Here is a 25,551-nt window from a genome sequence, read left to right as displayed (position 1 = left end):
CCTGTGTGAGGGGCGACTGGTCAATGGACTTCGTCTCCGATCAGTTCACGGCCAGTCGCCGCTTTCGGATTCTGGCCGTCGTCGATGATTGCACGCGCGAGAACCTGGCGCTTGTCGCAGATACTTCGTTGTCAGGGCTGCGTGTAGCTCGTGAGTTGGATTGCCTTTTCCGCGATCCGGGAGAATATCGCATCAAGTTCCGATGCGACTTCAGCAAGGCCCTCGCCCCCTTCCGACAGATACGGGGAGAATACAAATGACGGTGCCTTATAAGACAAGGTCGCCCCGCCGTCCGGATCTTCGGTGACATAGAACCGAATTGGGGCCTCAATCATTGCCGCCTCACTGAGCGGCAATATCCGGATCGCAAAATCCACGCGAAAAACGCCCACCACTCGATTACCTGGAAGCTCAACGCCACGTGACGCAGCGGCAGCGGTCGGTCCCGCTTCTGTCACGAGCCCCATTTTATTGTCCGTCACTGCCTGTTTGAGGTCCGCCAGCAGAAGATCAAAGGGTTTCTGACTGTGCTGGATTACCCAACCTTCGCGCGGCTGCAAAGCCTGGGCAGAGGACACCATCAGCATCATGAACACGGCGAAAGCGACGATACGATACATGAAGAAGGACTCCTTAGGTCAGAGACGGCTTATGGTGCATTGTGATGGATCGGGGCACCTGGATGAAATGCACGAAAGGCGAAGGCGAAAGGCACGTCATAGGAAACATCGACAAGACCACCCTCCGCCTGTTGGCGTTGAACTGTGACGATTCCAACATCCCGGCCCTTGTCGATACGGGCTCTGTCCAGGGCTGATGCCTGACCCGACCGCCAGCGCAGAACAAGATCATCGACAATGATTTCTCCACACTGACGCAGCAAACCCAGGCTCCAGGCCTCATCGCGCCCGACCACGCTCACCACCCGCATCAGGGGTAATCCAGGTCCATCATATTCGCCATCATACAGAAATGGGCGTGGCAATCCGTCATATCCGACATAGGGATTCCGCCCATAATCACGGATGGTTGAGTCCCTCGGAACCAAAACACGGCCCGTCGGATTTCGCGCAGCGAATTCGCCGAAACTCTCCAGTCTCGCAGGAAGACGTGCCAGTTCGACACCGGTTTTCGCACCGATGATCGCTCGGCCCTCGAACTGCTGCCACCAGCTTTCTGTCAGCCGGTCATACATGACCATGTCCGAATTGCGCAGTTTTCCAGTCGTACCAAAGGTCGTCTCGATACCCTCGACGCGTCGGTCGAAGACGATACCAGAATTGCACAATGGACAGAAAGTCACTGAAATCGGGGTATCAGCAAGCGTATCATTGACGATCTCATGCCACATCAGAATGCTCAATGGATAGGCGCGGGCCTCTCCATCGATACGCACGCTCATCACCGGTTCCCTGTCAGCATAGAGATCTCCCCCCTGAGGGACCGGCGAGAAATGGGGATCGTCTATGGCAAGGATGCCATCCTTTGGCGGACCACCCGACAGAATCTCCCGGAAGGCGACTTCCGCGCGGCTGAAATCTGTATTCGGCCATTCCTGCAACCAATCGCGTGGAGGGAGGCCATTCTCCTGTGCCTGAAGTGGGCCAACAACAATCATGCACAGAAATGCAAGCAACGAACCCGCTGCAAGATACCGATCAGGCATGCCGATTATAAATAAAACTCGATAACAGGATGACATCACTCACACGCGCCTTTCTCAAACCAAGCCTGCCTGCATTGGCCGGAATGCCTTCTGACCCAGAGCATCCAGCTTCCTATACAACAAAAAACCATCTCGATTCGGAATCGTCACAGCATCGTGAGACAACTTGATGCCAGGCATTCCCGACAATCGGTTATGGGTATGTACGGATCGGTCGCCTGTTATTGGAATGCCGGTTCCAATTCTACAGTTCGCAGAAAGCGAACATCCATTCAAGGGAGTGACACCAATGAGTTTCAAAACCTATCTACTGTCGACAAGCGCCGTATCCCTGATGGCAGTGGCAAGCCTTGTAACAACAGGGCATGCAGGTTCCGGGGAGATAGAACTGGCAGATGCCGTTTCCGCAGAACATGTCTCCATCGATGCACAGATGGACGGTGGCGGGTCCTGCAACCCCTGCGCGGCAAAAGCATGCAACCCCTGCAATCCCTGTGCAGCCAATCCCTGTAACCCCTGCGCCGGTGGTGCGTTAAAGGTCAGTGCAAGTTGTGTCGTACCAAGCGTCAAGGCGAAGGCTTATAACCCCTGCAATCCCTGTGCGGCAAAAGCGGGCAACCCCTGTAACCCTTGCGCTGCCAAGGCTTGCAACCCCTGCAATCCCTGTGCGGCAAATCCCAGCAACCCATGTGGCGGTTCGGTCGCAGCGGTAGAAGTAAGTGATGCAGAAGCGCGCGCTGCCTATGACTGCCTGAAACCGGAAATGACCGCAGCCTTTGCCGGATCAACGGAAGCAGCCGGTGCCGCCCATTTGAACTGGCCGCATGTCAGCACCGGACCCTATCAGTCCATCACCCATGGCGGTCGTTATGTCAGCAATACGGCCAACGATGTCGCCGTCGTCGCCTATATGAAATATGAGGAGATCGGCAAAGCACCTGTCGGGTCCATTCTGGCAAAGAACAGTTTTGCCATTCTGGAAGATGGCAAGGCGGCAATCGGTCCCCTCTTCACCATGACAAAGATGGAAGAGGGATGGAACCCCGAGACGGGTGACTGGCGATATTCAATGGTCATGCCGGGCGGCTCCACCGTGGGCGTAACCAAGGGTCCTAATGCCGCCAATATGGACTTCTGCCATGAATGCCATATCGCGGGCGAAGAGTCCGATTACCTGTTTTTCTTGCCAGAGGACTTTAGAAAGTAGGAGGCGGCCGCGCGGACGTACCGAACTGGAAAGGGCACCATCGATTCACTGATGGTGTCCTTCCTTGAGTATAGGCCTATGCACTTGTATTCAGCCGACATGGCACAGGCTGTTTCCGGATATGAAGTGCCACCTTTATGTCTTCCGGATTGTAAAGGAACCTATATCAGGAAACTGACATCTATGAGCACCATTCATTGCAATACAACCGGGATTATTTTTAAAGAAATATCGGAAATTGCGCGGGGGCTGAAGACCTGTGGTCTCTGTTGGAGAGTTACATTTCTTCTGTTCGTTTCGATTCTGACGATTGAGGCAATCTTGCTCGTATTTTCTGCAAACCAGTTCGAGAAAGCGCGACTGGCCGAGGCAGAGAGAGAAGCGCTTGTCACCGCTAGAACGATAATCAGGGCATCTCTGATAATCGATGATATGCATAGCCTAGATAACACATTAACCGATAGCGCAATATCCTACAGCGCATTCGAAGAAATAGGTCCTATTCTTCGTAAAAATTCATTACTGTCGGGAGCGGTCGTTTTCGATGAAAGCGGAATGCCGAGTGCGAGTTTTGGCGACCGACCGACCATTACACCATTCGATGAAAAGGATTCACGTTTATCTATTGATGGAACCATGGATATTCTATGGAAACCGAAAAGAATGGATGGATCTCGCTTTGTCGCAGGTCGTGTCGATGTGACACATATACCGGAAATGGTTCAGGCACATGTTCTGAAAATTGTCGGGTTGGTCTTATTAATTTCCCTATCGCTGACTCTTACTTCTATGATCATTCTCGAGCGCGTGCTTTTACGCCCGATACGCTGCGTGAATACGGTGCTTTCTGATATCGCCCGTAACCCCGGAAATACATCGGAAGACGCCCTGTTCGTAAAAATGGGAAAGCGCCAGGTCGACGAATGGGTCGATGTTCGAAAAAACTTGATTTTCCTGACCCGATGCCTTCGACAGGCTTTTTTAGATATCAAGGAGCAACAGGATCAGTTAGCTGAAGCGGAAAAAATCAAAAAGATAAGCGATGCCAAGTCAGATTTCCTCGCCAATATGAGCCATGATCTTCGCACCCCGCTGAATGCGATAATTGGATATTCTGAAACGATAAATATGGAAATCTTCGGGCCTGTCGGAAGCGAACGATATCGTGAGTATATCCAGGATATACTAGAATCTGCCAGTCAATTAAAATTTTTGGTAGATGACCTTCTTGATTTAGGTCGTATTGAAGCGGGCACCTTTGAATTGGACGAGCAATGGGATAACCTACTGGATACCGTTCGACGTGCAGTTTTTAAGTGCGAGTCAACCTATTCTGGAGTGCCTGCAAAAACGATACAGATGCATACTGGGAATGTAAATCCAGGTTTAGAAATTTTCGCCGACCAGAAGGCAATGAACCGGATACTTACAAACCTTGTCGGCAACAGCCTTGATCACGCGGGTCCGACAGCGAAAACGCGTGTGGTCATCTTTGGGACAAGCGAAGGGCGATTTTACATCGAGATAGGCGACAATGGATGCGGCATTGATCAGGACGTGGTCGCACGGATTACCGAGGCATATTTCCAGGCCGGACCCAATATCGGACGCTCCGCTTATTCCAAGCGTAAATCGACTGGATTCGGACTTGGCCTTACGATGACCGCAAGTCTATTAAGGCATCACGAGATGGGGTTCGTTATCGAAAGCATTAAAGGATCGGGGACGGTCTGTCGTGTAGAAATACCGTTGAGCAGGACGAGACAAACTCTAGTGTCGGAAGCGTTTAATTAGAATCGGGATTCCCAAAGGGGACGAATTGTGATTCATCATGATGGCTGGGATAGGAGGCCAGCCATGATGTCTCGGTCATATTCTCTTGATCTTCGGGAGCGTGTTGTTGCGGCGGTTCTCGGTGGTGCAACGACGCGGTCGGCGGCGGCCCGTTATGGCTTTTCGGTTGCGACGGCGATGCGCTGGTCGCAGCGGGGGCGTGCGGGGCTCAGTCTTATGCCCAGTAAACGGGGCGGCCACCGACCGAGCCTGTTGGTTGGCGATGTTGCGGCCTGGCTGCGTGCGCGGATACGCGAGAAGCCGGATATCACCTTGCGGGCATTGACGACGGAGTTGCAGGCACAGGGGACGGTGGTGCATGTCCGCTCGGTGGGGCGGTTCATGCGCCGCGAGGGCCTCAGCTATAAAAAAAGCGCTGCTGGCGAGCGAGCGGAATGGGTCGAAGACCGCTGCGCCGCTGGTCCTTGACGGCCCGATCAACGGCCTCGCCTTCACACCTGGCTTTGTCAGAAGAAACTAGATTGAGGCAATTTGAGTATCCGGACAGCTTCCTTAGATGACAAGTTCCCCATTCCGTTATTTCAAGACGTCACCCGAGATCATCCGGCTCGCGGTCATGATTTACGTTCGGTTTCCACTGTCACTTCGCAATGTTGAAGACCTGCTCCATGAGCGCGGGATCGAAATCTGCCATGAGAAGGTGCGCTATTGGTGGAACCGTTTCGGGCCAATGTTTGCCGCTGAAATCCGGAAACGTCGCGTTACAAACTGTTCATATTCAAACTGGCGGTGGCATCTCGATGAGGTGTTCGTGAAGATCAATGGAGAAACCCACTATCTGTGGCGGGCTGTTGACCACGAAGGAGAAGTGCTGGAATCCTTTGTTACGAAACGCCGCAACCGTAAGGCTGCATTAGCATTCTTAAAGAAAGCAATGAAACGATATGGCCAACCGAAGGTCATTGCGACGGATCGACTGAAGTCCTACCGGGCGGCAATGAAGGTCGTTGGTAATCAAGCAGCCCAGGAAGTTGGTCGTTGGAAAAACAATCGCGCCGAGAACTCCCACTTGCCATTTCGTCGACGAGAGCGAGCCGTGTCCAGGTTTAGGCTCAGACGAAGTTTGCAGAAACTCTCGTCCATCCACTCTGCCATCTTCAACCGCTTCAACTTTCAAAGGCACCTTGTCTCAAGAGACGAATTCAAAATTCAACGTGACGCTTCCCTAATTGAATGGCAGCAGCGTTGTGCTGCGTCATTCGACCGACCTACGGGCAAACTGAGACGAGTTCGCATTTGTCTGATGGTGTGGACGGCTCCACCCGAACGGCATCACGATGTGCCATATTGGTGCTGTTTGAAACCAACAGTGGGAAGGAGCCATCCACATGACGACTACAACACTCGGGATTGATCTCGCCAAGTCAGTTTTCCAGTTGCACGGTGTGAATGCGCAAGGCGCCATTGTTTTGCAGAAGAAACTTCGGCGCGGAGCGGTTCTTTCTTTTCTGGGTAAGCTCAAGCCTTGCCTGATCGGCATGGAGGCTTGCGCCACATCACATTATTGGGCGCGTGAGATTGCAGCCCTTGGGCATACGGTGCGCTTGATACCACCTTCCTATGTGAAGCCTTACGTCAAACGACAAAAGAACGATGCGGCTGATGCAGAAGCAATCTGTGAGGCCGTCACCGCCTGTCACGGACTGAAAATCCTCAGCCACTGTCCAACTGACGCCCGTATCCCGCGCGCCGGCCACGATTGCCCTGGCCAGTGGATGTTCCGATTGCTCTTCCGCCGCGGCGGCGAGCACGAGCGCCCTTTCGCGGCTCATATCGTTTAAAGCAACGACATCGACGAGCTTCGGCTTGCCCTCAGTCAGGGTCCCGGTCTTGTCGAGCACCACATGCGTAATGTCCTTGAGGACCTGGAACGCTTCGCCCGAACGGATCAGGATACCGCGTGTTGCGGCAATACCGCCGCCCCGGATCAGCGCCAGAGGCGTGGCCATGCCGAGGGCGCAAGGATAGCCCATCACCAGCACGGTAACGGCGGCATAGATGGCGCGCACCCAATGCGGCTCGCGGCTCCAGCTATCCGGGCTGAGGCCCCAGAACAGGAACGCAGCGAGGGAAACGACGAGAACGGCTGGCACGTAGTGCTTGAGCACCCTGTCCACCAGCACGACGATGCCGGGCTTCATCGCCTTGGTTTCTTCGACATGGCGGGCGACCTGATGCAGGAAACTGTCCTCGCCGATGCGCGTTGTCTCGATTAGAAGCGCACCGGTCTGGTTGATCGACCCACCGATGACCTCGGCGCCAACGGCCTTTTCCACCGGCACCGACTCGCCGGTGACGATCGCCTCGTCGATGGCGCTTTCACCCTCTATGACCTTTCCATCCACCGGCACCCGCTCGCCGGGGCGCACACGCACATGATCGCCCACGGCGACTTCTTCGATGGGCACTTCCCGCTCGGTCCCGTCGCGGATGACATTCGCTGTCGGTGGCTGCATGGACAAGAGCTGACGCACGCTTTCCGACGCCTTGGTGCGCACGATAATCGACACGAAACCCGACAGCAGATGATAGGCGGTGAGGAACACGACCACCCCGAAGAAATCGACGGCCGGAAAGCCGACGAAACCATACCAGCCGAACCAGGGCATGGGCGCACCGAGCAGACCGCCGATATAGGCGCCGATGGCCCCGGAATGCGCACCCGACAGATAAGAGCACATGCTGATTGGTGATGCCGCGCTTGCCCGCGCCCCAGGCCATGCGGACGATACGCCGTCCGTTCCACAAGAGCACGAAAGTGGCGATGGCCCAGGCGGTCCATACATGCCAGTCGCGCATCTGCCACAGCCCCAGCCACATAGCGCTCATCGCCATGAACAGGATAAGCGCGGCGGTGGCGGCCATGGCAAGATCGGTTGCTTCCTCGCGGATCGCGCGTTTCTGCTCCTCGAAGGCGCTCGCCTTGCGCGGATCGCGGATGGTGAAGCCGAGGTCGGTCAGCGTATGCTTGATCCGCGCTTCGTCGGTCTCTTGCCGATCGAAGCGGATCAACACCTCTTCATGGGCGAGTGAGACATGCGCCTCGCGCACGCCCTTGTCCCTCATGAGCGCCGAGGAGATCGAATTGGCACAGAACGAACAACTCATGCCACCGATCTTGAGCTGGAGCGTGCCAGAGGTAGATGTTGGGGCAGATGCTGTCGCATTCATGGTGTCACCTCTTCAAGCCGGTCAGCAGGTCGTCGGAGAGGAACAGGTCGCTGCGGCCATTCTCGCTGCGGATCGCCAGCATATTGGCCAGGAACAGTGCGTCGCCGGTGTGGAAGGTCGGGTCGCTCACCCGCCAGACACCGTCCTCGAAGATCACTTCAGAGGCAAAGACCGGCGCTGTCGATACTGCTCCGGGCAATATGGGATGGGCGAAGTGCTCCGCCGGCTCTCCTTCCAGATAAGGCGCGACCACCAGTGGCAGCGGGCTCGCCTGCATGAGGCCGGAGCGAACAATCACGCTTTCGAAAAAGCGGGGAAACAGCGCAGAAGCCTGCTCAGCCTCAGCATCGGAACCGTGCCAGCGCACGGCATTGAGAGCTGCCACGACCGCACCGGCGGATCGCGGGTCATAGGTCACCGGCGCCTCGCCACGGCGAAACAGCTCTGCCTCGTCATCCCAAAGCGGTATCAGCCGGTCGCTAAACAAATTCTGCGCCGCCTCGGCAAAGGCTGGTTCGGCCAACAGCCGCCTGGCCTCTGTCAACCCGTAGATGGCAAGCGCTATATCCTCGATGGCCGTGCCGGGCTCCCCGTCAGGTTTTTGGCCAGGCTTTCCGCATAGGTGCGCGCCAGCGTCAGCGCCTCGCCTCTGAGCGCCGAATCATCGGTGGCCAGGGCGAAACGCCCCAATGCCACTACCGCAAGGCCGCGCTCGGCTGGGGTCTCAGGTGGCATTGCCGTGACGTCCGCGAAGGCTTACCTCAAGAGCGGGCGATAGTTCTCGGCAGCCGTCAAGTCCCGGTAGGCGGCGTGCCAGTAGTCATCGCGCGCACTCGTTCCGGCCAGCACCATGTTCGACGCCGCCCACAGCACGGCAATCTGGTCGCGTGGAACCGCCGCGCCAAGGTTGCCGCTAGATGCCAGCGGCGCGAACAGCCCATCGGCGCTCGTCAGCCGCGCGCCAAGCGTCTGCGCCTGGGCGCGTGCCTGCGGAATCACCATCAGGGCCGCCAATTTATTGTCCGGTAGGTCATGGAACTGCATGTGGAACTCGGGGCTCGTGATCTTGATCATCGCCCAGGCCTGTGCGGCCGGGTCGAGTGTGCGGTCGAAGGTGGACGCGTCCCAGGCCAGCGTCCGAGGTACGGCGAAATCCGGCGTGCCCACGAAGGCCGGCCGAGCACCAGCGTAAACCGGGCCAACCGCCGCCATGTCCGGCATCTCGGGCCGGGTGACGAAACCGGCACGGCGCAACCATTCGTCGCGCTCATAGGGTGAAATCACCAGCGCCTCGCCGAGGCCGGAAAACATCACCGCGTTGGCAAGGTTGGATAGCGCGGCGAAATACACCGCCGGGCGGACATTGCTTTCGTCATAATGGAATTCGTCGGCAGCCCGTGCAGACGGCGCAAATGCAAGGTTTGTAACGAGCGAGGCGGGAACGGCGTACGCAGCGATTGTTCTCGTCAAAGCGGAAAATAGGGTCATGGCGGCCTCCGGTACGGTGATCCCGCAACCATGCGGGATGATCTCAGGGGCCAGCCTACCCTCCGTACTAAACTACGGAGTCAAGCGCTTTCTTCTGCCGGACTGTCAGGCCAGTTCCGGCACAGCGGAAAACAGGCCGAACCAGATCGACCAAAGGCCAAGCGCGATGAGCAACCCCCCTGCCCAGAACGGTATTTTGGCGGAAAGCCCCGCGAGATGGTCGAACAGACGGCGCGCCGGTTTGAATGCCACAGCCGCAACGAGCGGCAGGGACAAGGCCAGACCGAACACTCCAAGCGATATGAACCCACTCAGAGCCGCGTCGCCGCTGGCGCCATCGGCCCCTGCAACGCCGAGCAGAACCAGAAGCAATGGCGCGGCACAGGCGGGAATGTTGAGACCGAAGATAAGACCGAGCCCAACCGAACCGCGCGCACCACTCAAACCGGCGAGCCGCGGCCCGATCGAACGCATGAGAAATCCGGCGCGCCCGATGAGATAGAGAATCCCGATTGCCGCATAAACAAGACCGAGCACGATCCAGGCTCCGCGCTGGAACCCGATAAATGCAGACCCGACCAGCACCGCCGCCACGCCAAGAGCGCCGATGAAAAGCGCGCGCGTGAGCGCGAAAACCGCCGTCTCGGTGAATTTCTGCGCTCTCTCCTTGCCTTCCAGATATTTGATAAAGATCAGGCTGGAACCGATTGAGCAGGGTTCAATGAAGCCGAACAGGCCAAGCCCTGCCGGTAGAATGAGAAGATTGAACAAACTGAATTCCATTATAGCCCGCTTTCGCTGATGTGATATCCGGCCTTTGCGGCCGCTTCCCTCAACCGCCCGACGCTCGTGATGCCCTTGTCAAAACTGACGCTAACTTCCCGGCGTTCGAACGAGACGCTGGCCTCGCCGACACCCGGTTCGGCGCCAAGCAGCGCCTCGACGGTCCGCGCGCAGCCCACACAATGCATTCCATCGATCCCGAAGATGGTCCTGACCAATTGTGTTCTGGATGCCGCATCGTCCAGGTGAGGCGCAGTGTTCATCGTTGGTCGCTCGCTGATCGCGTCCATGATCGTGCAGGCGCTCAAATCCCCGCCACCGGGACATCTGGCGATGAGCACATCGAGCGCCGAGCGAATGTCCTCCAATTGTGCGATCTTGCCGTCCACATCCTGGCGCTTGGCGACAGCCTGCATACGCACATCAGAACAGTCTGCATTCGGATCCGTCTTCAACGCCAGGAGTTCGGCAATCTCGCACAACGAGAATCCGAGTTCCTGTGCCTGCCGGATGAAGCGGATGCGCTCGACAGTCTCGCGTTCATAATGGCGATAGCCGCCGCCGCTTGGACGCAATGGCTGTTCGATCAATCCTCGTCGTTCGTAAAACCGGATCGTCTCGACGCCGACACCGGCCTGTTCGGCGGCGCGGGCTATGGTCATCGCTCTTGCCATGCTGTCTCATCTCCCCATAAACAATAGACTCCGTATATTGGTACGGGGTCAACAATTGAAGAGGCGGTTCACGACAGTTTTGACCGGATCAAATGTTGTCATCCCGCGCAGCAGGAGAGCTTTGCGACGTCCTTGTCGAAGCCTTGGGCGGCGAGCTTGAGCCCTTCCACGGTGGTGAGATAGGGAAAGATCGTCTCACCCAGTTCCTTGGTCGTCATTCCATACTTGATCGCCAGCACTATGGTCTGGATGCTGTCCGCACCTTCAGGAGCGAGAATCTGCGCTCCCAGCAACCGATCTGACTTTGCATCGGCCGTTAGCTTGATCAGCCCGCGCGTATCGCGGGCGGCCAGCGCGCGCGGCACCTGATCGAGCGGCGCAACCGATGTCTTGATCTCGAAACCGCGTTCGCGAGCCTGTTTCTCCGAAAAGCCGACTCCAGCCACCTGTGGATCGGTGAACACCACCCAAGGCATGGCGGAATTGTCATAGATGAGGCTGTCGCCGTTCAAAGCGTTCTTCGCGGCGAGCTTGGCGCCATAAGCAGCCATATGGACGAACTGGTCGCGCCCGGTGACGTCACCCGCGGCGTAGACACCCTCGCGGGTGGTGCGCATACGGTCATCGACAACAACGCCGCCGTTGCGGGCCAATTCCACACTACTTTCGACAAGACCAAGGTCGGCGGTGTTAGGTACGCGCCCAGTGGTCACAAGAACCTTTTCGGCGGTTAACGTTTCAATTCGACCATCCACGTCAACGCTTAACGCGATTTCGCCGTCACCGCTTTTGATCCCGGAATAGCTGAGGCCAGCGCGTACAGTGATGCCTTCGCCGACCAGATAGCCGGTAAGCGCCTCGGCAATTTCCGGTTCCGCCTCAGGCAACAGGCGCGAGCGCGTGACCAGCGTCACCCTGGTGCCGAGGCGCGCGAACATCTGCGCCAGTTCGCAGCCTATATAGCCGCCCCCGATGACCAGTAGCGAGCGCGGCTGTTCCTTAAGCTCCAGCGCAGTGGTGCTGGTGAGGTAAGGAACGCGCTCCATGCCGGGGATGGAAGGAATCGCCGGCGATGCACCCGTGGCGATGATGATCTTGCCGGTGCTGATCGGACTTCCGTCCACCAGCACGCCCGAACCATTGAGCCGTGCGGCGCCTTCCAGATATGCGACACCATCGTATTCGGGCAGCAGGTCGATATATTTCTTCTGCCTGAGCGTCCCGACCAGATCGTCCTTGGCCGCGACCAGTGCGCGCCAATCGCTGACATGGGCCTCTCCGGCAAGCCCCGGAAACCGACTCGAAGCGCCTGCGCCATGCACCGCCTCAGCGGCGCGGATCATGGTCTTGGAGGGTACACAGCCGACATTGACACAGGTACCGCCGATCGTGCCGTGCCCGATGAGGGCGACCTTCGCCCCCTCTCCGACGGCCGTGATCGCGGCGGAAAAGCCTGCTGAACCAGCCCCGATAACGGCAAGATCGTAGGTGCGGTCAGCTCGCGGCGCGCAGCAATCGTTCATCAGTGGCTCCTTTCAGCGCGATTGTTGCGGAGCTTTGCGCGCCGTAACAGAAGGTAGGCTGCCAGTCCGGCCACCAGAATGGGGAGAGCGATCCATACATAGCCGAGATAGCTAGCCAGGGCGGCGAGCACGACGCCGCCGCTTGATACCAGCAACAGGGGAACAAGGCAGCACAGCACCGCAACCGCTCCACCGATCAACCCAAGGCTTACATGGGACGGATCGCTCATCGGCTCATTCTCCGGCGATATGTGCCGGATAGCCGGCGTTCTCCGAGGCGGTCGCGATGGAATCGATGCTCGCCTCGGACGGATCGAACACGACGGTTGCCGTCCTGGCATCGAAATCGACCGTCACCAACCGAACACCCTCAACGCTTTCCATTGCCTTTCTCACCGTGACAGGACAGAGCGCGCAGGTCATACCCGGCACATCGAAGGTGGCGGTCTGTTCGCTCGAAGCAGCCTGAGCCGCTGAAACAAGGACCGGCGACGCGATAGTGGCGACGAGAGGTAGTCCGGATATGCCCAGAACAAGCAATCCAGCGGTAATAAAGAACTTCGATTTCATTGGGGTCTTCTCCTTAATAGAAAAACGGCGCCCACCAATTGATGGTCAGTGCCAGGACGACTAGTACCGTCGAGAGCCACAGGGCGGATTTGGTGATGAGAGCGGATTCAGGCCGTGCGCAATAGGAGCCGTCCTCACAGGCTGGTTTGGCCTTGAAATAGACCTGTCGGAAGCCGAGCCCGATGAAGACGAGCGCCACGCCCGCGAAAATCGGCTTGTAGGGCTCAAGCGCGGTGAGGTTGCCGATCCACGCGCCGGATATGCCAAGTGTCAGCAGCACGAGCGGTGCAATGCAGCAGGTGGAGGCAAGGATTGCGCCGATGACGCCGCCGGTTGCGAACCAGCCCTTGCGCCGATCGCTGGTTTCCAACGCCGCGTCCGGCATTGTTGTTTCAATTTCCATATCGCTCATGCGGTTTTCCCTCGAAGTTCAATTGAATGCAAGCTACAGTCTGTAGCAACTACAGACTCAAGAGGTATTTTGAGATGACCGATCACGTTTCCGGGAAGACATTGCAACGCGCCGAACTGGCGAGGCGCACGGGCTGCAATCTCGAAACCATCCGCTATTACGAGAAGACAGGCATGATGCCCGATCCGCCGCGCACGGCGTCCGGCTATCGCGTCTATGACGAAGCCCACGTCTCGCGGCTGCGTTTCATCCTGCGCGCTCGCGAACTCGGCTTTTCCATCTATGGGATCCGAGGCCTGCTCGATCTCGTCGATGGCGGCACGCAGACCTGCGCCGAGGTGAAGGAACGGACCGAGCGGCACCTCGCCGACGTCCGTGCCAAGATCGCCGACCTCAAGCGGATCGAGAAGGTGCTGGCGGGGACCGCCGCGCAGTGCTCCGGCGAGGAGGTGCCTGAATGCCCGGTACTGGAGGCGCTGGCATCGTGATGGCGACACTTGCAATCTACATAGGAGCGGCACTGGCGGAAATTGCCGGCTGCTTCGCCTTCTGGGCCTGGCTGCGTCTGGACCGCTCGCCGCTCTGGCTCGTTCCCGGTATGGCCGGCCTTGCTCTCTTTGCCTGGCTGCTGACACGCATCGACAGCGATTTCGCGGGCCGCGCCTACGCTGCCTATGGCGGCTTCTATATTGGCGCGTCGCTCTTGTGGCTCTGGGTAGTCGAAGCGCAACGCCCGGATCGTTGGGACGTGACCGGCGCCACGGTTTGTCTCCTTGGTGCGGCGATCATCATCTGGGGGCCGCGTCCCGCCTGACGGCACGCGGCCACACGGCCAGCCTTCTCTCGGTACGCCGCTTTTCCATCACCTCCGACACGCCAGCCGGAGCTTCGTCCGCAGTCCGCGCAGCGACGAGGCTTGGCTTCAATAATCTTAGTCGTTGCTTCAAATTATAGCTCCTGCAAAATTCCAAATAATTCTCAATTGCAGGAACGTTGAATGCTCGAGATTTCCGACTGGCTGCGAACACGATTGAGCCGGCGTATGGTTATGGGAGCGGGCCTTGCGGCCGCAGGCGGGTCCGCTGTCGCCGCGGTGGGCAGTGCGCAGGAGGTCAATTAACCCGGATATGCCGGCGGCAAGCCGCATCAAGGGATGGCAGGTTCGGGCCATCAGTCCGGTCACGGATCCAGCCACGGCGCGATGATGACGGTCGGCGACGTCGATGAGACGCGGAACGGGTTCGACACGTCGAAGATGCTGACAGAGTGGGAGACCGGAACCGTTTCCGATCTTCCCGATGGGCGGACACAACACACCTTCGTCATGGAAGCCGTCGACAAAGAAATCGAGATCGCGCCCGGCGTCATGTTTCCGGCCTGGACCTACAATGGCAAGGTGCCCGGCCCGGCGCTGAGAGCAACCGAAGGTGAAAGGCGAAAGATCGTCTTCCGCAATTACGACTCGCAGCCCCATTCGATCCATTTTCACGGCATCCACTCCGCGCGCATGGACGGTGTCCCCGGCGCTGGTGTGGTCAATCCGGGCGAGGAGTTCGTCTATGAGTTCGATGCCAAGCCGTTCGGCTGCCATTTCTATCACTGTCACGCGCTGCCGCTGAAACGGCATATCCACAAGGGGCTCTACGGGCTTTTCGTTGTCGATCCCGACCCGGCACGCCATGCCGAGCATGCCGATGTTGCTCGCTCACGCCTGCTCGGCACCCCGGAGAATGCCGGCTGGCAGGAACTCGCCATGGTGATGAATGCCTTCGACACGAACTTCGACGACGAAAACGAGGTTTATGCCGTCAACACCGTCGCGCATGCCTATACGAAGCGGCCGATCCGCATCCTGCGCGACAAACCGGTGCGCATTTATCTCGCCAACGCGGTCGAGTTCGACCCGATCAATTCGTTCCATCTGCACGGGAACTTTTTCGACTATTTCGACCAAGGCACTACACTCACGCCGACTTCCAGGACGGTCGATCTGATCACGCAGTGCCAGGGACAGCGCGGCATCTTGGAATTCTCGTTCAAGGACCATGAGCCGGGTCTTTACATGTTCCATGCCCACCAGTCGGAGTTCGCCGAGCTCGGCTGGATGAGCATGTTCGAAGTTGTGGAGCAGGTCGCATGAACGACGTGTCATCAACCCAGACGATCACAGCGGCTCCCAGCGTGCCGCAACCCTCACGCGTGGCACTGGCTTGGCTGATCCTCCCGCTCGCCGTGCTCGCGCTCGCGATTACCTGGCTCGTCACCGCCAATCCTTTGCGAACCTTCGACAACGGCGCGCCACCCGTCGAAAACCTCACCTTCGAAAGGACGGTCCTTTCGTCGGATGGCATCGAGATCCTCGTTCGCGCGGGCGGGTCAGAGCCGATGACGATCGCCCAGGTTCTCGTTGACGATGCCTACTGGCAGTTCGCGCAGGAACCGTCAGGTCCGCTCGCCCGTGGTGCTACTGCCTGGATCCGTTTGCCCTATCCATGGGTTCTCGGTGAAGCACACGCGTTCAAGATCATCACCAACACGGGCGCCACATTCGAGCACGAGATCGCCGTTGCGGTTCCGACACCGGTCAGCAGCGTGTCGATGTTGAGCGCCCAGGCACTCCTGGGGGTGATCGTCGGGATCGTGCCGGTGGCCATCGGGTTGATGTTCTATCCGGCGTTGCGCGGCGTCGGCCGCAACGGCATGAATTTCCTGCTCGCCATGACGGTCGGTCTGCTCGCCTTCCTGATGATCGACGCGGCGGGCGAGGCCTTCGACCTTGCCGGTGAGTCCGCAGCCATCTTCCAGGGGCAAGCCATGGTGGCGCTTGCGGCGGCGGCGAGCTTTCTGTTGCTCATAGCCGCCGGGCGTCGTGGCGGCACGCCGGCCGGGCTGACGCTTGCAACCTTCATCGCTCTCGGGATCGGCCTGCATAACCTCGGCGAAGGACTGGCGATCGGCGCCGCCTTCGCCGCCGGGGCGGCCGGGCTTGGCACCTTCCTCGTGCTGGGCTTCACCATTCACAACATCACCGAGGGTATCGACATTGCCGCGCCGATGCTGAAGAAGCGCCCGCCGCTGTGGACCTTCCCGGCGCTGACCCTGCTTGCCGGCGGCCCGGCCGTCCTGGGCCTGTGGATCGGAAGTCTCGCCTATGCGCCGCAATGGTCGGCGCTGGCGCTAGCGATCGGAGCCGGCGCCTATCTGGCAAGATCCGACGGCCGCGGGGCAGCAGCTCTGCTATCATGGCCGGTCATGGCCGGGCTCGCCTTTGGTGTCACCTTCATGTACGGCACGGCCATGTTGGTCAAAGTCTGAAGCCCTGGCGGACCGCGCTGGCTCGATCAGCGCGGTCACAGCATGCCTAGGTTGCCGCAGCAGTGGCGGTAGGGAGGCGGCGAACGCCCCAACCCAACAGGCGCATCGCGTTGAGGGTGACAAGCACCGTTGCACCGGTATCGGCCAGGATGGCCGGCCAGAGCCCGGTTATACCCACGATGGTGGTCACGAAAAAGGCGGCCTTGAGACCAAGGGAGACCGCGATGTTCTGCCAAATGTTGGCCATGGTCGCCTTGGACAGGTCGATCATTCCGGCGATGTCGAGCACGCGAGCATGCAGCACCGCGGCGTCGGCGGTTTCCAGCGCGACGTCCGCGCCGCCACCCATGGCGATGCCGATATCTGCCGCCGCCAGCGCCGGAGCGTCGTTGATACCGTCGCCGACCTTGGCCACCACTTTGCCCTCGGACTGCAACTCGCGAACGATGCGCTGTTTGTCCTCGGGCAACAGGCCGGCCCGAACCTCGATGCCGAGCTTCGCGCCGATTGCCCGAGCGGTCCGCGCGTTGTCGCCGGTCAGCATGACGACACCGACGCCGGCGGCCTTGAGCGCATGAAGGCCGGCCTGAGCGTCGGTACGAGGTTCATCGCGTATCGCCAGTATGCCGGCGACTTCTGAACCGACAACGAGAACGGAAACGGTCTTGCCGTCGTCATTGAACCCGTCGATCACTGCCTGCAGTTCCGGCTCGATCATGGCACGTCCCGCTGCAGCCGCGGGCGATGCAAGGAATACGTCCTCGCCGCCGACCTTACCCGAGACCCCCTTGCCGGCGATGGCCCCGGCTGATGCAGCGGGTGGAATCGGCGCCTTGTCGGTTTGTGCCCTGGCAAGAATTGCAATTGCCAGCGGATGGCTCGATCCCGTCTCGAGCGCAGCCGCAAGCGACAGCACTTTGCTCTGCGAACGGCCGACCCCAATGATGTCTGTCACCTGTGGCTTGCCTTCGGTGAGTGTTCCGGTCTTGTCGAGCGCGACCGTCGAAATCGAACGCAGGCGTTCGAGCACCGCGCCGCCCTTGAGGAGCAGGCCCTGGCGCGCGCCAGCCGACAACGCGGCGGCGATTGCGGCCGGCGTCGAGATGACGAGGGCACATGGGCACCCGATCAGCAGGATCGCGAGGCCCTTGTAGACCCATTCGCTCCACGCCTGCCCGAACAGGAGAGGAGGTACAATCGCCACCAGGGCACTGACGACGAGCACGCCGGGTGTGTAGTAGGTCGAGAAACGATCTATGAAACGGGCTGTCGGCGCCTTGCTCTCCTGGGCTTCCTCGACCAGCCGCACGACCCGCGCGATGGTATTGTCGCTCGCGCTCGCCGTGACCCGCACCTTGAGGACGGCATCGGTATTGATCGTGCCTGCGAACACCTGATCGCCCACCTGCTTGGATTTGGCCACGCTCTCACCGGTGACAGGGGATTCGTCGATCGCGCTGTGCCCTTCGACGATGTCGCCATCGGCAGGTATCCGGTCTCCGGGACGCACCATGACGATCGCGTTCACTGCGAGGCCTGCTGCCGGTACTTCACGGGTCTGATCGCCTTCGACGAGGAGCGCCGTTTTGGGCACCAGATCGGCCAGCCCCTTGATGCTGGCGCGGGCGCGGCCCGCGGCCACACCTTCGAGCAGTTCACCGACAAGGAACAGCAAGACCACCGTCGCCGCTTCCTCGGTCGCGCCGATGATGACAGCTCCGGTGGCGGCAATGGTCATCAGGGATTCGATGGAGAACGGCGTACCAGCCATGGCGCCGGCCAGTGCACGCCGCCCGATCGGTATCAAGCCGACGAGCAGCGCTGCCAGGAATGCGAAATGACCGGTATCGGGCACAAGCCGTCCGGCCAGATAGGCCACGATCAGCGCAAGGCCGCAGGCCAGGGTAAGTATCGCCTTGCGTGTCCTCCACCAAGGGCCGTCGCCGAGATCGAGGTGACCAGCACCGTGCTCGCGGCCATGATCAAGGGTCTCATCGACCCCTGCCCGCGGTGCGGGACCGTCCAGCGAGATGCTGTAGCCCAGCGATTTGACGGCGCTTTGGATGGCGCTGAACTGAACCGCGTCATGGATCACGTTCAACGTGCCGGCGGTATAGCTGGCACCGACTTCGGAAACGCCCGGGATCCGGCTTACCGCAGTCTCGATCTTGCTCGCACATGCCGCGCAGTCCATTCCTCCGACGCGGTATTTGGTCTTGATCGGTTCTGCCATCTTCGGTCCTTCCATTCGATACCGCGCCATGCTAAACCCTCTAGCCACTAGAGGATCAAGAGGTATTCCATGGCTTTTCCGATTGGCGAACTCTCGCGTCGCACCGCAGTCAAGGTGCCGACTATTCGGTACTATGAGCAGATCGGGTTGCTGCCCGCGGCACCGCGCACCGACAGCAACCGGCGCCTCTATGGGCAAGCCGAGGTCGACCGCCTGAACTTCATCCGGCATTCCCGCGAGTTGGGCTTTGAGATCGAAAACATCCGGGAATTGCTGGCCATGTCAGAGCAGCCACAGTCCTCGTGTCACAAGGTCGACAGCATCGCCAACAGCCACCTGATCGAAATCGACCGCCGGATCGCCAGCCTGACAACGTTGAAGGCCGAGCTGGCGCGCATGATCAGCGAGTGCGGTCGCGGCCGCGTCTGCGATTGCCGGATCATCGAGGTGCTGGCCGACCACGGACATTGCCGATCGGAACACCGATCGTTACAGACTACCCCTCTATCGGCGAATGTTCGAGGATGATCAAGGCATCTCATCTTTGGCCGGGCGTACCGCTCGCCCTCGGCTCGGCCGTTCTTTTCGGCACCTCCGCACCGCTCTCCAAGCTGCTCATGGGATCGATCGATCCCTGGCTGCTCGCAGGCATCCTCTATCTCGGGGCCGGAGCGGGCCTTGCGATCATGCAATGGGGGCGCTCGTTCGTTGGGATCGAGAATCTCGAGGCACCGCTCCACCGAGCGGACTGGCCGTGGCTGGCGGCGGTCATCGTCTTCGGCGGCATGATCGGACCACTTTTTCTGATGCTCGGCCTGTCCCAGACGACCGCATCATCGGGGTCACTGCTGCTCAATCTCGAGGGGCTGGCCACGATGGCAATCGCCTGGGTCGTCTTTCGTGAAAACGTCGATCGACGACTGATCCTCGGAGCGGGCGCGATCCTTGCCGGAGCCGTCCTGCTGTCCTGGTCCGGAACCGGCCTGCGCTTCGACACCGGAAGCCTCTTCATCACGGCAGCGTGCCTGAGTTGGGGCATCGACAACAATCTGACCCGCAAACTGTCCTCGGCGGATCCTGTCCAGATCGCCATGCTCAAAGGACTCGTGGCCGGGACCGTGAACCTCGTCCTCGCCCTGGCTTCGGGTGCCGTCCTTCCGAGCGCGAGTATCATTGCATCCGGCGCCCTGACCGGATTTTTCGGAGTCGGCGTCAGCCTTGTGATGTTCATGCTGGGGCTACGCCATCTCGGCACCGCCCGGACCGGGGCCTATTTTTCGCTGGCGCCGTTCATCGGTGCGCTGTTGGCTATCATCTTCCTGCACGAGCCGCTGACGCTGCAACTCCTGGCGGCCGGTGTGCTGATGACCTTGGGGCTCTATCTCCATCTGGCAGAACGGCACGACCACGAGCACGTTCACGAAACTCTGGAGCATGATCATCTTCATGTTCATGACGCACATCATCAACATGACCATGATGGACCGGTGAGCGAACCGCATTCGCACAGGCATCGGCATCAACCCTTGCGCCACCGCCACCCGCACTACCCCGACCTGCATCATCGGCACGGGCACGGCTGATGGTCCCCGCCGTCACGGTGCTCCCGACGCCCGCGGCCTGAATTCGGCTCCTACTCGATCGAACGATCCGTTCGGTCGAAAGTCGGGAATGCCCTGATCGGAATCAGGGGCACAAGAACAAATAGCTGACGTAGTGTGGCTACCGCGGCGACATACCGATGCCAGCAATCTCCCGGTAGGCATCGTTCAGGGCGCGATGTTCCTGCTCACATACCGGCCTATCGCGATCGAGTTTCTCGAGCGCTGCGAGCATGAATTCGGCGATGTCCGGTCGGTCTTGCTGGCAGGCACACCTGAAGACGCGCAGGATATCACACTCCAACTGCTCGGCATTCGAGGTCATCGCCGTCTTCTCCTTGCCTAGATGCAAGCCTGCGCTATCCAGCAAGAGCAAGGTCAAATCACGATTTCTTCAACTCTCCCCCGGTCGAACTCAGCCGATCGAAGACAGTATCGGAAAGGTCTCCAAAAGCCAGAAGGCGAACGTGGAGAGATATCCCGTCATCATGGCAACGCCCATCGCGATCATCACCACTCCGGCCAGCACTCTCAGACAGCGTCCGAGGCGCCCAAATGCCTTCAACTTGGCGGATAGCGTATCGGTGAACAGCGCGGCAAGCAGGAATGGCACGCCGAGACCCAGCGAATAGATCGTGAGCAGCGCAATACCATCGGCGAGTGTCGCCGACGCGGCGCCGACCGTCAGAATGGCGCCGAGGATCGGGCCAATGCACGGTGTCCAGCCAAACGCGAAGGCCAAGCCGAGGACATAGGCCGAGACGGTGCGTCCGCCGGGCAGATCGATGTGGAAGCGTGCCTCGCGCATCATCCATGCCGGGCGGATCGTTCCGAGCATGAACAGCCCGAACAGCGTGACGATCCCGCCCCCGACGATGTTCAACTCGAACCGGTAACTGAGCAGCAACTGGCCAAGCGCCGAGGCACTGGCTCCGAGGATCACGAATACCGTGGTGAAACCGAGCACGAAACAGAGGCTCAGGCCGAGCGTCATGCTTCGGGCGACAGCGATCTCACCGGAGGGCGAAGCAAAAGTTGATCGGCCGGCGACATAGGAAACGTATCCCGGCACCAACGGCAGCACGCAGGGCGACAGGAACGAGATAATGCCGGCCAGGAAGGCGCTGAGGATCCCGATATTGGAGAGTTCAGGCATTTGGATAAACTTTCAGAGGCGACTCCGGCTTCATCGATTCTGATCCTTCCGGGCCTGGTCGATCAGCCGATGCATGGTTTGCAAGTCGGTAGCGCCGCGCAGGATCTCGTCTCCGATGACGAAGCCCGGCGTACCGTTGATCCGTAGTGCCCGGGCGAGAGCAAGATTGAGCTCGATCTCGGCGTCGATCGTGGGATCTTGCATGTCGGTCCGGAGTTGGTCGACATCAAGGCCGATCTCTTCGGCGACAGCGACGACCTGCGCTTCGTCGGCAGAGCCCGACGCCTGCATCATCGCCTTGTGGAACTGTGGATAGAGGTTCTGGTTGCGGGCCGCGAGCGCTGCCCTTGCCGCGAACACGGAATTCGGCCCCAGAATGGGAAACTCCTTGTAGACGATCCGCAATTGGGGATCGCCGTCTTCGGCCGCCACCATCGAGGGCGCGACCTGCCGGCAATAGGGGCAATTGTAGTCGAAGAACTCGACCAGGGTCACGTCGCCTTGCGGATTGCCGCCGACCGGGCTTTCGGGGCTGTTGAGCAATTCGTCACGGTGCGCAGTAAGGGCCGCCTGAGCTTCCGTCTGTTCCGCCTCCCGTTGCTTCCGTTCGAGGTTCTGCATGGCCTCGACGATGACTTCAGGGCTGGCGACAAGATAGTCGCGCACCCGCCGCTCGAACGTGTCCTGCGGCAGGTTCGCCGACGCGGTCGTGGGTTGCCGGCCTGCCCTGAACCCTGGATCGAGCAGATACCAGGCGCCCGCCGCGATAATCAGCAGCAGGGGCAGGAGGAGAAAGCCGAGGCGTCGGCTCGTGAAGTTCAGATGGTGCATGTTTCTTTTCTCCCGCCTTTCAGAACCAGTCCGTCAGCCATTCCCACCACCCCTTTTCGGTAGGCGGCTTTGGCGCATGCGCGTTGTTGGTGAGCCCGTTGATGTAGAGGGTCAGATTTGTCTTGCTGAAATCGGAACCATGAAAGATTCCGGCATGCCGTCCGTTGCGGTCGATGACATGCGCCATCGGCAACTCCTGGCTACGGCCACTCAGCACGGCAAATCGATCCGCTGCAACGGCAGTTGTCTCGTCGTCCGATGGGATCACGAGCCGCCAGTTCGCCTCGTCCCACGGTGCTTCGATTGACGCGTCAGCATCGTGAACGGTTACGAACGTGACCATTTGCCTCATTGGCGAAACATTCACCTGTTCACGTCCTCCGCTCGCACATTGCCACCCTGCACTTGCGCAAACGAGGCGATGGCCGCCAGGCACGCAACAGCGACAGCGGAAAGGAGGACCGCGTTGCGCCTCATTGCGGTCCCCGCAGATATTTCACCAGCGCCAGGAGGCCGAGGATCAGGACAGCAAGGACCAGAAGCACTACGAGACCGCTGCCGACCATCATCCAACCCATGAAGCCGTCCATTCCGCCCATGAACTCATTCATCGGAATAAACGGAGACCCCGCCCTCGCCGAACGCGTAGGTCTTCAAGGTGCCGGTCTTTTCGCGTGCCATACCGGGAGCGTTCCCCGGCATACCGGGCAGTGTGATCCCGGTGATGTCAGGGCGGTCACTGACCAGCCGCTCGATGATCTCCACAGGTACGAGGCCGCTCACGACGTAGCCGTCGATCTCGGCAAGGTGGCACCCGATACCCCTCTCGGGAACACCCATGTCAACCGAGCGCTTGTCAAAATCGCGATCATCGACGCGCGTCACCATGTAGCCGTTGCCTTCCAGATAGTCGGCATAGGCATCGCAGCAACCGCAGCCCGGATCGCGCCAGATGGTGATCGCCTTGCTGCCTGAGGCTGCCGCGATGGCGGAACCTTGCAGAGGCGAGTTCGCCGAGCCCAGCGACCAGTAGGCGATACCGACAGCGGCAGCCACGGCGATGACGGCGACGGCAATTGTGTTCTTGTTCATGATATTCTCCATTATGCGCGTGCGAGCGCGGTCCAATTCGCGCCGCCATCGCGGCTCTCAAAAAGGCCGTTGCCGGTGACGGCGACGACATGATCGGCATTGGTGGGATGGACAGCGACGGCCAGCGCGCTTGCGCTCGACCGTTGCGACCACACGACTCCGGCATCCTGCGATTCCCAGATTCCCGAAGGCAAAGCGGCGTAAAGCCGAGTGGGCAGCGAAGCCGCGCTGACCAACGCGTTGATCGTCTCGTCTTCAGGAAGAGGCACCTCTGACGGAGCCAGTTTCCCCGAGACAAGTGACCGGAACCAAACCGTTACAAGTCCAAGTCCAAGTCCAATTCACCGCTTGATCGAAACATGTATGTAGATTGCTGCTACACAACACTTGTTACACAGTTAGAGATAAACAGTATCGAAGGCACGTGAGAATGTCGAACCGCACGAAGTCAAGAGAATATTCGACAGCGCCCCCCTTCACGAAGCCGTCGGACTGAACTTAATTAAAGGGCTATTTGACCTTTGGTGTAAATTCTCATCAGGGGAAAGTCATATCGTGGCTATGGGGATTTTATGCCCCCCATAGTCAACTCACAAAAGCATTCGATGATCTTCTCGACCGTAAATGGACCGCCTTGATCATACCAACGGGCCATCCAGTTACACATGCCGAGAATGCCGAATGCGAGTAGTTTAGGGTCGCCGATCTCGCGGAAACTGCCGTCATGCTGACCTGCTTTAATTAGGTCGCACCACATGGCTTCGTAATGTTTCCAGAACAACATCATCTTTTTACGCACGTCGGAATCCACATCAACCAGACCGTCGCGCAGGCAGACTGTCATTTCCAAGCAGTAGCGGTCGAACCGGGCGAGGTGATTGCGCACCGCGCCGCGCAGTTTCTCCTCATAGCTCAATGCATCATCCTCTACAATTTCCTTAAGTCCGAACAGCAGCGATGCACTTTGAGGTTCAATGATTTCGTAGAGAATTTCAGAGCGGTTCTTGAAATAATAGTAGACGCCCTCGCGCGTAAAGCCGACGTCCTTTGCGATGTCGTCAAGGGAAGTGGATGAATATCCGCGCTGATCGAACAGGACAATCGCGGATTGTAAAATCTGATTTCGGCGCACCATGGATTTGCGAGTTGTTTTCTTGGGCGCATTCGGTGCCATATGCTTGCCAAATTCTTTCAAATATAGGGTATCTGCGACTGTTTGGGCGCGAGTATATCTAGCGAAAGATCAAAATCAACCCGCTCTCCCTAGACTCCGAGATATCGTGATTGGACTGCCAAGTCGGATTGTAGCGCCTCGGTGGTACCGTCAAAGACAACGAGCCCATTCTCCAAGATATAATTGTAGGAAGCAATAGCCATTAGGTCGGACAAGTGTTTGTCGACAACCAGGGCGGAAATTCCTCTGCTGCAGATCGACTTGATGCCCTTCCAGACTTCTTGACGGATGATCGGCGCTAGACCCTCGGTTGCTTCGTCGAGAATCAAGAGGCTGGGGTTCAGCATCATGGCGCGCGCGATCGCCAGCATCTGCTGTTCCCCGCCCGACAGATGGTCGCCCCAATTGTTCCGCCTCTCTCTCAGGCGGGGGAAAAGTCGGTAGCAATCCTCCAACTTCCAGACTTTACTCGGTGAGGCATCGGGTAGGCTGCGCTGGGCGAGCAACAGATTCTCCTCAACCGTCAGTGTCGGGAAAATGCGTCGACCTTCCGGCACTAGGCCGATACCTAACCGCGCGATGCTGTAAGGCGTCTTGCCGGTAAGCGCTGTACCCCGGAAGGTGATTTCCCCTTGCGCGGTCGTGGTCAAACCCATGATCGAGCGGATCGTCGTCGTCTTGCCCATACCATTGCGGCCGAGCAGGGTTACGATCTGGCCTTCTCCGATCTTCAGGGACACGCCATGCAGGACTTTGACATGCCCGTAAGAGGTATGGATGTTATCGATGTGGAGCGTCACC

General features: G+C 59.1%; 32 protein-coding genes and 4 pseudogenes. 14 read left to right on the top strand and 22 right to left on the bottom strand.

Annotation, left to right across the window (positions count from 1 at the left end):
- Positions 1–17: 17 nt before the first annotated feature.
- Positions 18–185, top strand: a pseudogene (locus ACOSDM_RS18845) (IS3 family transposase); the annotation flags it as partial.
- On the opposite strand, the gene ACOSDM_RS18840 reads toward ACOSDM_RS18845, so the two are convergent.
- The gene (locus ACOSDM_RS18840; protein ID WP_420726087.1) at positions 132–620 is read right to left on the bottom strand and encodes a DUF302 domain-containing protein; all 489 of its coding nucleotides are present in this window, start codon (positions 618–620) and stop codon (positions 132–134) included. The pseudogene ACOSDM_RS18845 and the gene ACOSDM_RS18840 overlap by 54 nt on opposite strands.
- A 29-nt stretch (positions 621–649) precedes the next feature.
- Positions 650–1,618: a DUF3179 domain-containing protein gene (locus tag ACOSDM_RS18835; protein ID WP_420726086.1), complete on the bottom strand. Its 969-nt coding sequence runs from the start codon at positions 1,616–1,618 to the stop codon at positions 650–652.
- Between the two features lie 337 nt (positions 1,619–1,955).
- Between ACOSDM_RS18835 and ACOSDM_RS18830 the strand changes: the two genes are divergently transcribed.
- The 5 genes and pseudogenes from ACOSDM_RS18830 to ACOSDM_RS18810 form a co-directional block, all read left to right on the top strand.
- Entirely contained in the window at positions 1,956–2,873 is a 918-nt protein-coding gene (locus ACOSDM_RS18830; protein ID WP_420726085.1) for a cytochrome P460 family protein, read from the top strand.
- Positions 2,874–3,056: 183 nt separating this feature from the next.
- Complete coding sequence (locus ACOSDM_RS18825; protein WP_420726084.1) at positions 3,057–4,667, top strand: sensor histidine kinase; 1,611 nt, start codon at positions 3,057–3,059, stop codon at positions 4,665–4,667.
- A 63-nt stretch (positions 4,668–4,730) separates the two neighbouring features.
- Complete coding sequence (locus ACOSDM_RS18820; RefSeq protein WP_420726083.1) at positions 4,731–5,135, top strand: helix-turn-helix domain-containing protein; 405 nt, start codon at positions 4,731–4,733, stop codon at positions 5,133–5,135.
- Between the two features lie 88 nt (positions 5,136–5,223).
- A complete protein-coding gene (locus tag ACOSDM_RS18815; RefSeq protein WP_290482125.1) occupies positions 5,224–6,081 on the top strand; it encodes an IS6 family transposase in 858 nt (285 codons plus the stop codon).
- A pseudogene (locus tag ACOSDM_RS18810) lies at positions 6,056–6,358 on the top strand (IS110 family transposase); the annotation flags it as partial. The gene ACOSDM_RS18815 and the pseudogene ACOSDM_RS18810, both read left to right, overlap by 26 nt.
- 69 nt (positions 6,359–6,427) lie before the next feature.
- On the opposite strand, the pseudogene ACOSDM_RS18805 reads toward ACOSDM_RS18810, so the two are convergent.
- Positions 6,428–7,336 (bottom strand): annotated as a pseudogene (locus ACOSDM_RS18805) (heavy metal translocating P-type ATPase); the annotation flags it as partial.
- Between the two features lie 70 nt (positions 7,337–7,406).
- Between ACOSDM_RS18805 and ACOSDM_RS18800 the strand changes: the two are divergent.
- Entirely contained in the window at positions 7,407–7,760 is a 354-nt protein-coding gene (locus tag ACOSDM_RS18800) for a hypothetical protein (RefSeq protein WP_290482124.1), read from the top strand.
- Here the strand turns inward: ACOSDM_RS18800 and ACOSDM_RS18795 are convergent.
- The 9 genes and pseudogenes from ACOSDM_RS18795 to ACOSDM_RS18755 all read right to left on the bottom strand — a co-directional run.
- A pseudogene (locus tag ACOSDM_RS18795) lies at positions 7,731–7,793 on the bottom strand (hypothetical protein); the annotation flags it as partial. The gene ACOSDM_RS18800 and the pseudogene ACOSDM_RS18795 overlap by 30 nt on opposite strands.
- 109 nt (positions 7,794–7,902) lie before the next feature.
- Entirely contained in the window at positions 7,903–8,421 is a 519-nt protein-coding gene (locus ACOSDM_RS18790; RefSeq protein ID WP_290482123.1) for a hypothetical protein, read from the bottom strand.
- Positions 8,422–8,654: 233 nt separating this feature from the next.
- Positions 8,655–9,386, bottom strand: a complete 732-nt coding sequence (locus ACOSDM_RS18785) for a hypothetical protein (RefSeq protein WP_290482121.1) — start codon at positions 9,384–9,386, stop codon at positions 8,655–8,657.
- Positions 9,387–9,491: 105 nt separating this feature from the next.
- A complete protein-coding gene (locus ACOSDM_RS18780) occupies positions 9,492–10,169 on the bottom strand; it encodes a cytochrome c biogenesis protein CcdA (RefSeq protein ID WP_420726082.1) in 678 nt (225 codons plus the stop codon).
- On the bottom strand, positions 10,169–10,843 hold the full coding sequence (locus ACOSDM_RS18775; RefSeq protein ID WP_290482119.1) for a MerR family transcriptional regulator: 675 nt from the start codon (positions 10,841–10,843) through the stop codon (positions 10,169–10,171). Before ACOSDM_RS18775 ends, ACOSDM_RS18780 begins: the two co-directional genes overlap by 1 nt.
- Positions 10,844–10,941: 98 nt before the next feature.
- Entirely contained in the window at positions 10,942–12,366 is a 1,425-nt protein-coding gene (gene merA, locus ACOSDM_RS18770) for a mercury(II) reductase (RefSeq protein ID WP_290482118.1), read from the bottom strand.
- Complete coding sequence (locus ACOSDM_RS18765; RefSeq protein ID WP_290482117.1) at positions 12,366–12,596, bottom strand: hypothetical protein; 231 nt, start codon at positions 12,594–12,596, stop codon at positions 12,366–12,368. Before ACOSDM_RS18765 ends, merA begins: the two co-directional genes overlap by 1 nt.
- Before the next feature lie 4 nt (positions 12,597–12,600).
- Positions 12,601–12,936 (bottom strand): heavy-metal-associated domain-containing protein, encoded by a 336-nt coding sequence (locus tag ACOSDM_RS18760; protein WP_290482116.1) that lies wholly within the window; start codon positions 12,934–12,936, stop codon positions 12,601–12,603.
- 13 nt (positions 12,937–12,949) lie between these two features.
- Positions 12,950–13,339: a mercuric transporter MerT family protein gene (locus ACOSDM_RS18755; RefSeq protein ID WP_349678527.1), complete on the bottom strand. Its 390-nt coding sequence runs from the start codon at positions 13,337–13,339 to the stop codon at positions 12,950–12,952.
- Between the two features lie 83 nt (positions 13,340–13,422).
- Between ACOSDM_RS18755 and ACOSDM_RS18750 the strand changes: the two genes are divergently transcribed.
- From ACOSDM_RS18750 to ACOSDM_RS18730, 5 genes are all read left to right on the top strand, one after another.
- Positions 13,423–13,836, top strand: coding sequence for a MerR family transcriptional regulator (locus ACOSDM_RS18750; RefSeq protein ID WP_290482115.1), 414 nt, complete (start codon positions 13,423–13,425; stop codon positions 13,834–13,836).
- Positions 13,836–14,162 (top strand): YnfA family protein, encoded by a 327-nt coding sequence (locus ACOSDM_RS18745; protein ID WP_349678526.1) that lies wholly within the window; start codon positions 13,836–13,838, stop codon positions 14,160–14,162. The genes ACOSDM_RS18750 and ACOSDM_RS18745 overlap by 1 nt, the downstream gene beginning before the upstream one ends.
- A gap of 183 nt (positions 14,163–14,345) precedes the next feature.
- Entirely contained in the window at positions 14,346–14,468 is a 123-nt protein-coding gene (locus tag ACOSDM_RS18740; protein WP_420726081.1) for a hypothetical protein, read from the top strand.
- 81 nt (positions 14,469–14,549) lie between these two features.
- Positions 14,550–15,488, top strand: coding sequence for a multicopper oxidase domain-containing protein (locus ACOSDM_RS18735; RefSeq protein ID WP_420726080.1), 939 nt, complete (start codon positions 14,550–14,552; stop codon positions 15,486–15,488).
- On the top strand, positions 15,485–16,663 hold the full coding sequence (locus ACOSDM_RS18730) for a hypothetical protein (protein WP_290482112.1): 1,179 nt from the start codon (positions 15,485–15,487) through the stop codon (positions 16,661–16,663). Before ACOSDM_RS18735 ends, ACOSDM_RS18730 begins: the two co-directional genes overlap by 4 nt.
- Positions 16,664–16,709: 46 nt before the next feature.
- Here the strand turns inward: ACOSDM_RS18730 and ACOSDM_RS18725 are convergent, their stop codons facing one another.
- Positions 16,710–18,896 carry a heavy metal translocating P-type ATPase gene (locus ACOSDM_RS18725; RefSeq protein WP_290482111.1) on the bottom strand — a complete coding sequence of 729 codons (2,187 nt, stop codon included), beginning with the start codon at positions 18,894–18,896 and terminating at the stop codon, positions 16,710–16,712.
- A gap of 69 nt (positions 18,897–18,965) precedes the next feature.
- Between ACOSDM_RS18725 and ACOSDM_RS18720 the strand changes: the two genes are divergently transcribed.
- A complete protein-coding gene (locus ACOSDM_RS18720) occupies positions 18,966–19,424 on the top strand; it encodes a MerR family transcriptional regulator (RefSeq protein ID WP_290482110.1) in 459 nt (152 codons plus the stop codon).
- Positions 19,421–20,479 carry a DMT family transporter gene (locus tag ACOSDM_RS18715; protein ID WP_290482109.1) on the top strand — a complete coding sequence of 353 codons (1,059 nt, stop codon included), beginning with the start codon at positions 19,421–19,423 and terminating at the stop codon, positions 20,477–20,479. Before ACOSDM_RS18720 ends, ACOSDM_RS18715 begins: the two co-directional genes overlap by 4 nt.
- A 139-nt stretch (positions 20,480–20,618) precedes the next feature.
- Here ACOSDM_RS18715 and ACOSDM_RS18710 read toward each other — a convergent pair whose 3' ends face one another.
- The 9 genes from ACOSDM_RS18710 to ACOSDM_RS18670 all read right to left on the bottom strand — a co-directional run bounded on the left by ACOSDM_RS18710 (position 20,619) and on the right by ACOSDM_RS18670 (position 25,550).
- Positions 20,619–20,822, bottom strand: a complete 204-nt coding sequence (locus tag ACOSDM_RS18710; RefSeq protein ID WP_290482108.1) for a hypothetical protein — start codon at positions 20,820–20,822, stop codon at positions 20,619–20,621.
- A 90-nt stretch (positions 20,823–20,912) separates the two neighbouring features.
- Positions 20,913–21,653 (bottom strand): cytochrome c biogenesis CcdA family protein, encoded by a 741-nt coding sequence (locus ACOSDM_RS18705; RefSeq protein WP_290482107.1) that lies wholly within the window; start codon positions 21,651–21,653, stop codon positions 20,913–20,915.
- A gap of 30 nt (positions 21,654–21,683) precedes the next feature.
- A complete protein-coding gene (locus tag ACOSDM_RS18700; protein WP_290482106.1) occupies positions 21,684–22,484 on the bottom strand; it encodes a DsbA family protein in 801 nt (266 codons plus the stop codon).
- Between the two features lie 19 nt (positions 22,485–22,503).
- Positions 22,504–22,827 carry a hypothetical protein gene (locus ACOSDM_RS18695; RefSeq protein WP_290482105.1) on the bottom strand — a complete coding sequence of 108 codons (324 nt, stop codon included), beginning with the start codon at positions 22,825–22,827 and terminating at the stop codon, positions 22,504–22,506.
- 130 nt (positions 22,828–22,957) lie between these two features.
- Positions 22,958–23,095, bottom strand: coding sequence for a hypothetical protein (locus ACOSDM_RS18690; protein ID WP_420726079.1), 138 nt, complete (start codon positions 23,093–23,095; stop codon positions 22,958–22,960).
- Positions 23,088–23,576 (bottom strand): DUF411 domain-containing protein, encoded by a 489-nt coding sequence (locus ACOSDM_RS18685; protein ID WP_290482103.1) that lies wholly within the window; start codon positions 23,574–23,576, stop codon positions 23,088–23,090. The genes ACOSDM_RS18690 and ACOSDM_RS18685 overlap by 8 nt, the downstream gene beginning before the upstream one ends.
- A gap of 11 nt (positions 23,577–23,587) precedes the next feature.
- Entirely contained in the window at positions 23,588–23,845 is a 258-nt protein-coding gene (locus ACOSDM_RS18680; RefSeq protein ID WP_290482102.1) for a WD40/YVTN/BNR-like repeat-containing protein, read from the bottom strand.
- A gap of 290 nt (positions 23,846–24,135) precedes the next feature.
- Positions 24,136–24,750 (bottom strand): TetR family transcriptional regulator, encoded by a 615-nt coding sequence (locus tag ACOSDM_RS18675; RefSeq protein WP_420726078.1) that lies wholly within the window; start codon positions 24,748–24,750, stop codon positions 24,136–24,138.
- Positions 24,751–24,839: 89 nt separating this feature from the next.
- Entirely contained in the window at positions 24,840–25,550 is a 711-nt protein-coding gene (locus tag ACOSDM_RS18670) for an ABC transporter ATP-binding protein (RefSeq protein WP_290482100.1), read from the bottom strand.
- Between the last annotated feature and the right edge of the window lies 1 nt (position 25,551).

Origin of the sequence: Hwanghaeella sp. LZ110 (assembly GCF_048892525.1) — a bacterium.
Taxonomy (GTDB): domain Bacteria; phylum Pseudomonadota; class Alphaproteobacteria; order UBA8366; family Aestuariispiraceae; genus Pacificispira.
The sequence above is the reverse complement of the archived record's forward strand: the minus strand, read 5'-3'. Positions and strand labels throughout refer to the sequence as shown.

Excerpts from the sequence above, each read along its gene's own strand:
- ACOSDM_RS18840 (WP_420726087.1), bottom strand. The coding sequence starts at position 620 with ATGTATCGTATCGTCGCTTTCGCCGTGTTCATGATGCTGATGGTGTCC.
- ACOSDM_RS18705 (WP_290482107.1), bottom strand. The coding sequence starts at position 21,653 with ATGCCTGAACTCTCCAATATCGGGATCCTCAGCGCCTTCCTGGCCGGC.
- ACOSDM_RS18685 (WP_290482103.1), bottom strand. The coding sequence starts at position 23,576 with ATGAACAAGAACACAATTGCCGTCGCCGTCATCGCCGTGGCTGCCGCT.
- ACOSDM_RS18730 (WP_290482112.1), top strand. The coding sequence starts at position 15,485 with ATGAACGACGTGTCATCAACCCAGACGATCACAGCGGCTCCCAGCGTG.
- ACOSDM_RS18690 (WP_420726079.1), bottom strand. The coding sequence starts at position 23,095 with ATGAATGAGTTCATGGGCGGAATGGACGGCTTCATGGGTTGGATGATG.
- ACOSDM_RS18745 (WP_349678526.1), top strand. The coding sequence starts at position 13,836 with ATGGCGACACTTGCAATCTACATAGGAGCGGCACTGGCGGAAATTGCC.
- ACOSDM_RS18775 (WP_290482119.1), bottom strand. The coding sequence starts at position 10,843 with ATGGCAAGAGCGATGACCATAGCCCGCGCCGCCGAACAGGCCGGTGTC.
- ACOSDM_RS18715 (WP_290482109.1), top strand. The coding sequence starts at position 19,421 with ATGATCAAGGCATCTCATCTTTGGCCGGGCGTACCGCTCGCCCTCGGC.
- ACOSDM_RS18710 (WP_290482108.1), bottom strand. The coding sequence starts at position 20,822 with ATGACCTCGAATGCCGAGCAGTTGGAGTGTGATATCCTGCGCGTCTTC.
- ACOSDM_RS18830 (WP_420726085.1), top strand. The coding sequence starts at position 1,956 with ATGAGTTTCAAAACCTATCTACTGTCGACAAGCGCCGTATCCCTGATG.
- ACOSDM_RS18765 (WP_290482117.1), bottom strand. The coding sequence starts at position 12,596 with ATGAGCGATCCGTCCCATGTAAGCCTTGGGTTGATCGGTGGAGCGGTT.
- ACOSDM_RS18835 (WP_420726086.1), bottom strand. The coding sequence starts at position 1,618 with ATGATTGTTGTTGGCCCACTTCAGGCACAGGAGAATGGCCTCCCTCCA.
- ACOSDM_RS18755 (WP_349678527.1), bottom strand. The coding sequence starts at position 13,339 with ATGGAAATTGAAACAACAATGCCGGACGCGGCGTTGGAAACCAGCGAT.
- ACOSDM_RS18675 (WP_420726078.1), bottom strand. The coding sequence starts at position 24,750 with ATGGCACCGAATGCGCCCAAGAAAACAACTCGCAAATCCATGGTGCGC.
- ACOSDM_RS18750 (WP_290482115.1), top strand. The coding sequence starts at position 13,423 with ATGACCGATCACGTTTCCGGGAAGACATTGCAACGCGCCGAACTGGCG.
- ACOSDM_RS18695 (WP_290482105.1), bottom strand. The coding sequence starts at position 22,827 with ATGGTCACGTTCGTAACCGTTCACGATGCTGACGCGTCAATCGAAGCA.
- ACOSDM_RS18800 (WP_290482124.1), top strand. The coding sequence starts at position 7,407 with ATGCTGATTGGTGATGCCGCGCTTGCCCGCGCCCCAGGCCATGCGGAC.
- ACOSDM_RS18820 (WP_420726083.1), top strand. The coding sequence starts at position 4,731 with ATGATGTCTCGGTCATATTCTCTTGATCTTCGGGAGCGTGTTGTTGCG.
- ACOSDM_RS18785 (WP_290482121.1), bottom strand. The coding sequence starts at position 9,386 with ATGACCCTATTTTCCGCTTTGACGAGAACAATCGCTGCGTACGCCGTT.
- ACOSDM_RS18815 (WP_290482125.1), top strand. The coding sequence starts at position 5,224 with ATGACAAGTTCCCCATTCCGTTATTTCAAGACGTCACCCGAGATCATC.
- ACOSDM_RS18725 (WP_290482111.1), bottom strand. The coding sequence starts at position 18,896 with ATGGCAGAACCGATCAAGACCAAATACCGCGTCGGAGGAATGGACTGC.
- ACOSDM_RS18720 (WP_290482110.1), top strand. The coding sequence starts at position 18,966 with ATGGCTTTTCCGATTGGCGAACTCTCGCGTCGCACCGCAGTCAAGGTG.
- ACOSDM_RS18825 (WP_420726084.1), top strand. The coding sequence starts at position 3,057 with ATGAGCACCATTCATTGCAATACAACCGGGATTATTTTTAAAGAAATA.
- ACOSDM_RS18735 (WP_420726080.1), top strand. The coding sequence starts at position 14,550 with ATGATGACGGTCGGCGACGTCGATGAGACGCGGAACGGGTTCGACACG.
- ACOSDM_RS18760 (WP_290482116.1), bottom strand. The coding sequence starts at position 12,936 with ATGAAATCGAAGTTCTTTATTACCGCTGGATTGCTTGTTCTGGGCATA.
- merA (WP_290482118.1), bottom strand. The coding sequence starts at position 12,366 with ATGAACGATTGCTGCGCGCCGCGAGCTGACCGCACCTACGATCTTGCC.
- ACOSDM_RS18740 (WP_420726081.1), top strand. The coding sequence starts at position 14,346 with ATGCTCGAGATTTCCGACTGGCTGCGAACACGATTGAGCCGGCGTATG.
- ACOSDM_RS18700 (WP_290482106.1), bottom strand. The coding sequence starts at position 22,484 with ATGCACCATCTGAACTTCACGAGCCGACGCCTCGGCTTTCTCCTCCTG.
- ACOSDM_RS18780 (WP_420726082.1), bottom strand. The coding sequence starts at position 10,169 with ATGGAATTCAGTTTGTTCAATCTTCTCATTCTACCGGCAGGGCTTGGC.